Raw genomic sequence first — 7058 nt, 5'->3', positions numbered from 1 at the left:
CCCTCGCCTGCGGCGCTGCCGCAGGTGGCGGCACCACCACCGATTCATCCGTCATTGCCGGGAAAGCAGGCGTTGCCGGGGCAGCATCCACCGCACCGGGCATGGTGGTCGCGCCATTCTTCAGCGGTTCGGCCGGCTGCGGCGTCGAAGCAGCCGGCGCCGTCGGATCGGGAGCCGGCTTCGGCTTCATCGCCGCGTCGACGCCGGCGCGCACATCGGCGGCCGCCTGCTCGAACGGATTGAGCTGCTTCTTGATCTCGGACATGGGGCTGAGCCCCCGCAACTCGTCAACGGACTTCTTCACGTCGTCAAGCTCGGCTTCCTTCAGCGCCTCGTTGAACTGCTTCTGGAAGTCGGCAGCCATGGCGCGCAGCTTCGCCGTCGTGCGGCCGAAGGTGCGCAGCATGTTGGGCAAATCCTTGGGCCCGACGACCACGATCATGACGATCGCGATCACCAGCATTTCGGTCCAGCCGACTTCAAACATGGCTATTCGTTCCGACTAGTGCACGCCGCCCCCAAATGCGGAGCGTTCCGGACCGGCATGCACGAAGCAACTGTTTCGGCTCAGCTCTTGCTGGCCTTTTCCTTCACTGCCGAAACGGTCTCGTCGGCGCGATGTTCGACGGTGCGCTTGTCATCGGCAACGTCGTCGTCGGCCATGCCCTTCTTGAAGCTCTTGATGCCCTTGGCCATGTCGCCCATAAGCTCGGGAATCTTGCCGCGGCCGAACACCAGAAGCACGATGACCAGCACGATCATCCAGTGCCAAATCGAAAATGAACCCATAGCAAATCTCTCTCGAATGTTTTCCCTGGCGATGATCTATGCGTTTTCGCCTTGGGATTCAAACACAACCGCGACAGAGTTTATGAAAGACTGTCGGATGTCACGCATTTTCGGCGATGCGGCCCGCTACCAAACGGCGCATGTAAAGGCGCAAAGCTGCTTTTGATAGGCGAGCGCGGTCAATCTTCCGTGACGCGCGGCGTCAGCAGGCCGAGTTCCTCGAGATCGATGTCGGTCAGCGGATCCTCGTCCTCGGTCAAGACATCGGGATCGGCCGGCGGTTGCGGAATCGAGAAATTCGAAGGCATCCGGCCCGAAAGCAGACCAGCGCCCTTCAGTTCCTCCATGCCGGGAAGATCTCGGATTTCCTCCAGCGCGAAATGATCGAGGAAAGTCTCGGTCGTGCCATAGGTAACGGGGCGCCCCGGCGTTTTGCGGCGACCGCGCATACGCACCCATTCCGTCTCGAGCAGCGTGTCCAGCGTCCCCTTGGAGGTTTCGACGCCTCTGATGTCCTCGATCTCGGCGCGCGTCACCGGCTGGTGATAGGCGATGATCGCCAGCACTTCGAGCGCCGCGCGCGACAGCTTGCGCTGCTGCACCGTGTCGCGGCTCATCAGGAAGGCCAGATCGCCGGCGGTGCGGAACGCCCAGGCATCGCCGACCCGCACCAGATTGACGCCGCGGCGCGCATAGACGTCCTGCAATTCCGCCATGGCGAGCGAAACGTTGATGCCGTCGGGCAGGCGCGCGGCCAGTTGTTTCTCGCTCACAGGCTCGGCGCTGGCGAACACGATCGCCTCGGCCATGCGCATGGCTTCCGCCAGATGCAGGCGCTCGGCGGGGTTCTGCGCCGGGCCCTGGGTGGAATCCTGATTGATCCCGCCCTCTTCCGGCTCATCCTCGAGCTTGAACGGGACAACCGAAGCGTTGGCGCGCTCGCTCATCATGCCACCTCGACTGCCTTGTTTGTGGGTGCCCGGTGGTCGCGCAGGTAGATCGGCGCGAACACCTCATCCTGCCTTACGTCCATCTTGCGCTCGCGCACCAGTTCCAGCGTCGCGGCGAACGAACTGGCGATCGCGGTGCGCCTTTCTTCCGGGCTGGCCAGATAATCGATCAGGAAACTGTCAAGTGTCGTCCAGTCGCGCAGCGACCCGATCAGCCGGGTCAGGATGTCGCGCGCGTCCTTGAGCGACCAGACGCCACGCCGGGCGATCGTCACATTGGTGATGGCCTGCTTCTGGCGCTGTTGCGCATAGGCGGTCAGAAGATCATAGAGCGAGGCCGAGTAGGCGTTCCGCTTCTCGATGATGACCATTTCGGGCATGCCGCGCGCGAACACGTCACGGCCGAGCCGATTGCGGTTGACGAGCCGGGCGGCGGCGTCACGCATGGCTTCGAGCCGCTTCAGGCGGAATTGCAGCACGGCGGCCAGTTCCTCGCCGCTCTCGCCTTCCTCGCCCGGTTGCTTGGGGATGAGAAGCTTCGACTTCAGGAAGGCGAGCCAGGCCGCCATCACCAGATAGTCGGCCGCAAGTTCCAGCCGCAGTGCCCTCGCCGTCTCGATAAAGGCCAGATACTGCTCCGCCAGCGCCAGGATGGAAATGCGCGCCAGGTCGACCTTCTGGTTGCGCGCCAGATGCAGCAGCAGATCGAGCGGACCTTCGAAGCCGGCCACATCGACAACCAGCGACGGATCGCCGGTCAGCCGGGATTCGTCGTTCTCGGCCCACAGGCGGTCCATCGGTGCGGCCTTCGCAGCCTTGCTTTCCAATGCTTCCGCCACAGCCCTGTCACTTCCCTTCGTCAGGCCACCGCATCGAAATAGGTGGCAAATTCGGCGCGTATCTCGGTTTCTTCGGCCGCGTCGTGCTTCTGTATATAGGTCATTGCCCGCTTTGCGCGCTCCAGCGACTTGCCCTCAAGCCCCTTGGTCCGCGAAGCAATGCCCGCCATCTCCTCGAAAACGCCGTTGCAGTGAAGAACCAGATCGCAGCCCGCCGCAAGGATCGCGGCTGCCTTTGTCGGGAAATCCCCAGAAAGTGCCTTCATCGAGGTGTCGTCGCTCATCAGCAGGCCGTCAAAGCCGATCTCGCGGCGGATGACCTCGTCGATGACCTTGCCCGACGTGGTCGCCGGGTTCTTGGGATCGATGGCGCTGTAGACGACATGCGCCGTCATCGCCATCGGCAGGTGGCTGAGCTCCCGGAACGGGGCGAAGTCATGCCGCTGCAGGTCGCTCAGCGAGGCATCCACTGTCGGCAGCTCGAAATGGGTGTCGGCAAAAGCCCTGCCATGGCCCGGAATATGCTTCATGACGGGCAAAACCCCGCCCGACATCAGGCCTTCGGCGGCGGCGCGGCCGAGTTCGATCACCGGCCGCGGATCCTTGCCGTAGGCGCGTGCGCCGATGACGTCGCTGGCGCCTTCGATCGGCACGTCGAGCACCGGCAGACAGTCGGCGGTGATCCCGTAGCGCAAGAGATCGAAGGCGTGCAGTCGCGCCATCAGCCAGGCAGCGCGGACACCGGCGTCATGATCGTCGCGCCACAACGCGCCGAGTGCGCCGCCGGCCGGATAGTTGGGCGCCAGCGGCGGCCGCAGGCGCTGCACCCTGCCGCCTTCCTGGTCGACGAACACCAGCGCGTCCGGGCGGCCGATGCAATCGCGCATCTCCGCGACCAGGTCACGGATCTGCTCGGTCTCGCTGATGTTGCGGGCAAACAGGATGAAGGCCCACGGGCATTCATTGCGATAGAATTTGATTTCTTCGCGGGTGAGCGATTTCCCGGCACAGCCGAGGATCATGGATTTTGATTCGGTCATCTGAGGAGTCTAGAGGTTCGCGCGTTCAAAGGGAATCATCGCGACCAAACGCGGCGGGACCCACCAGAGGCTTCCACATCAAAAAGACAGCCATATGAAAGCATGCAAATGAAAACCGGCGCGACCTCTCGGTCACGCCGGCTTTTTCAACGATCAGATCAGGGCCTAGCGCGACACGAAGCAATTGCCGCCGGCGGCCTTGTAGCTGGTGCACAGGTTGATGGCATCGTTGCGCGACTGGGCCGCGACGCGGACGCGGTAGAACGTGCCCTTGCCAGCGATCTCGGCCTTGACGATGTTGGCCGTGCGGCCGGCAAGCACGCTGCCGTAGCGGCGCTGCAGGTCCTGATAGGTCGACTGGGCGCTTTCGACCGTCGGCTGCGAAGCAACCTGCATCGACCACGAACCGCCACCCGACGCGGCCGAGGCCTGATCGATGGAAGCAACCTGATCGGGTTTGACCTCGCCGACGACGTCGACCGGCTGGTCCGACGGACGCTGCGGCGCAACCGGAACCTTGGACGGCGTGTTGGTCGACTGCGCCTTGGCGGGCTTGGCGGCAGGCTTCAGCGCCGGTTCATCGCCCGCCTGCGCGGCGGCGGGAGCCACGGTGCCCGTCTGGTCGGCGTCGGCCTGACCAGTGGGCGCCACATGCTGGGGTGCGGGATCGGTCGGCTCGGCCGAGGCCACTTTCGGTGCCGGGTCTTCACGCGCCACCAGCGAGCCGTCGGACTTGACCACCATGGTCCTGACCTTGCGCGGCGCGACGGCTACGACATCGGTCCCGTTGCCCTTGTCGGTGTCCTGCAGCACCTGCGCGATGCGATCCTCGGACTTGGGCGCAGGCGCCGCATTGTCGGTCGGGGCCACGCCGGCGGTCGAAACATCGCCACCGCCATCCGTGCCGGCGTCGGCACCCTGGCCGGCGGAAAGATCGACGGAACGGGCCGGGTCCTTGGCCTGCACGTCCACGGGCACTTCGGTGCTGGTGACAAGCTTCTGCTGGACCGGCTCGGCCGTCTTCGCGCCCTTGATCACGGCGTCATAGACCTTGTTGTCCTGGTTCGGCACCACGGCGCCGCCGGGATTTTCCGGCTTGACCTTGATCGGCGAATTGTCGGCCTTGACGATGACGGGCGCGTCGCCACTGCCCTTGCCGCCGAAGGACAGCGCAAAGGCGCCGAGACCGCCGGCAACCGCCACGGCACCGACGATCGCGGCGATGAACAGGCCGCGCCGGCCCGAGGGCCTGGCTGCTTCGCGCTCGCCGAGACCAGGCACCGACATGGCCTCGTCCAGTTCCGGGTCGTAGTCCAGTTCGTCGACGGTGAAATCGTCCGCCTGCGAAACCGGCTGGCTGCCGGGCAGATTGTCGATGTCGAAGCCGTCCGCGGCGTCGGCATAGGCCGTGGAAGCCGCCGCGCGTGCCGGCATTTCCACCGGCCGCGCCGCATAGGTGCGCGCTTCCGGCTGATAGGCCGGCTTGGGCTCGCCATAGGCTGGGCTTGAACCTGCATATCCCGGATTGGCAGCGCCATATCCCGGATTGACTCTGTCATATCCCGGATTGAAGCCGGCATTATAGGATTCATCCGCATAGGAAGCGCTGCTCGCAGGAGCAGCGGCTGCCGGCGCCACCTCCACCGAGTTCATCTCGGTCAGGAGGCTGGCGAACTCAGCGTCGAGGTCGTCATAGCCAGGCGTCGCCGGTTCATCTTCCTCGAAATGCAGTTCGGGAATGTCGAGATCGTCGGCCAGCGCGACGACGCGTTCGGGCACATCGACCGTCTCGACATCGGGCATTTCTTCATAGCGCGAGGACTGCCGTGGCTGCGGCACAGCAGCAGGCGCGACATAGGGAGTGGCCGCGACGGGCTCGGCCGAACGGTATGAAGGCACCACCGCCACTTCAGGCGCAACGGTCCTGGCCGCCATCGGAGCGGCTGGCTGCGCGGCGAATGTCGGCTGCTGGGGAACCGGTGTCACACGGCTCCACGAACGGGCCGGCTCCGCCGGCGTCGAACGCTCCGCCAGCCAGTCGAGCGAATCATCCTGCTGCCTGGAAGCGACCTCGTCTCGCGGATCGAGGCTCTTGGCCAGGGCGGCATCGAAGGCGTCATTGTCGAAATCGACATCGACGTGGTCGGCGCCATCGGATCCGAAATCCTGCGCCTGGAGCTCATCGAGCAACATGTTATCGAGGTCGCCATCGGCTGCGTTGATGCCGTCGGATGAATGCGGGCCCTCGGGCACCTGTTCGTCTAGGCCCCAGTCGAGATCATCAACAAGATCGGCAGGTTCCTCGGCGGCCTTCGCCGGAGCGGCGACGGCCGGCTGAACGGGAGCTGCGACCGGCTCCACCTTCACGGCTTCCCTGGTCGACGGCGCCGTGCGGGCGGTCATGGCGCCCAGGAGCGCGTTCAACTCATCCTCGAGGCTGCGCTCTTCCACCGCGGGGGCAGATGGCAACATGGGAGCTGCCGGTGTCACGGGAGCCACAGCCGCGACTGCGGGCGCCGCAGGCCATGCGGGAACGGCGGCAAGTTCGGCGACCGGCTCTTGCACGGTCTCGGCGAAGGCGTCGTCGAAGTCCAGGTCGAAAGTGTCGTCGGACACGGCTTCAGGGTTTGAGGCCTGGTCCTTCGCATATGGATCCGCGGCGCGCATGTCGTGCGCCTCGGTGTCGCCGAAGGTAACCGGCTCGTTGGCCGGAACATCGAAATCGATATCGACATCAGCCATGGCGTCGTCGAAGTGACCCGCGAAATCCTCGTCGGAAACCGCCTGGGCTTCATTCGCGGAGGCCAGCACCGGCTCCGGATAGTCGACAGCGAGCTCACCCGTATTGCGCTGATCGTCGGAATGACCGTCCAGCATCAACTCGTCTTCGAGCGACATCGCGACCGCGTCATCGAATCCATGATCGGAGACCGGCTCGACAGCAACGGGCGCCTCCGCAACGGCGTGCTGAATCCTCGACACCGGCTCCTCGACGTGGAACCCCTGATCGAGGGAGGCTGCCAGCTCATCCTGCATCAGCTGGTCGTCTTCGAAGGGCGACACGTCTTCCAGCGAGCTGGCAACGGCATTGTCGAAATCGGCGTCAAAAGCGGGCTCGACCGCTGGCGCACCCCCGCCAGTCAACGGCGCCGCATGGCCGGTGGCAGTCGAACGATCATCAGCGCCGGTGAAGTCCAGATGGAAATCATCGTCGAGGGACAGCGCCAGATCGTCGTCAGCCGCATGGCTGGCCGCCGCTTCGAATGCCGGCTCATGGGCGTCAGCAGCCAGGGCGTCCGCAGCCGGGGCCTCGACAACCGGGGCGGCAACGCTCTGATCAGCGTCGAGCTCGCCCATCAGCTCCTTTTCGAGGTCGATGTCGAAATTGCTCTCGTCCACGGACTGGTTGGCGACAGCGGCCTTCGACTGGACCGGCGCCT

At 64.8% G+C, this 7058-nt stretch carries 6 protein-coding genes; all 6 read right to left on the bottom strand.

Translation table 11 applies throughout. From position 1 onward, the window contains the following. Window positions 1–487, bottom strand: a 487-nt coding sequence (gene tatB, locus J0I79_RS02170) for a Sec-independent protein translocase protein TatB (RefSeq protein ID WP_292855035.1), incomplete at its 3' end; no start/stop codon positions are given. Window positions 488–567: 80 nt separating this feature from the next. After that, entirely contained in the window at window positions 568–789 is a 222-nt protein-coding gene (locus J0I79_RS02165) for a twin-arginine translocase TatA/TatE family subunit (RefSeq protein ID WP_010909892.1), read from the bottom strand. Window positions 790–968: 179 nt separating this feature from the next. Next, entirely contained in the window at window positions 969–1736 is a 768-nt protein-coding gene (gene scpB / locus J0I79_RS02160; RefSeq protein ID WP_292855033.1) for an SMC-Scp complex subunit ScpB, read from the bottom strand. Continuing rightward, window positions 1736–2536 (bottom strand): ScpA family protein, encoded by an 801-nt coding sequence (locus J0I79_RS02155; protein WP_292855037.1) that lies wholly within the window; start codon window positions 2534–2536, stop codon window positions 1736–1738. Before J0I79_RS02155 ends, scpB begins: the two co-directional genes overlap by 1 nt. Window positions 2537–2598: 62 nt before the next feature. Further along, window positions 2599–3618 carry a beta-N-acetylhexosaminidase gene (gene nagZ / locus J0I79_RS02150; RefSeq protein WP_292855031.1) on the bottom strand — a complete coding sequence of 340 codons (1020 nt, stop codon included), beginning with the start codon at window positions 3616–3618 and terminating at the stop codon, window positions 2599–2601. A gap of 165 nt (window positions 3619–3783) precedes the next feature. Next, window positions 3784–7058, bottom strand: a 3275-nt coding sequence (locus tag J0I79_RS02145) for an SPOR domain-containing protein (RefSeq protein WP_292855029.1), incomplete at its 5' end; no start/stop codon positions are given.

The organism is Mesorhizobium sp., assembly GCF_017306585.1.
GTDB lineage: Bacteria > Pseudomonadota > Alphaproteobacteria > Rhizobiales > Rhizobiaceae > Mesorhizobium.
The sequence above is the reverse complement of the archived record's forward strand: the minus strand, read 5'-3'. Positions and strand labels throughout refer to the sequence as shown.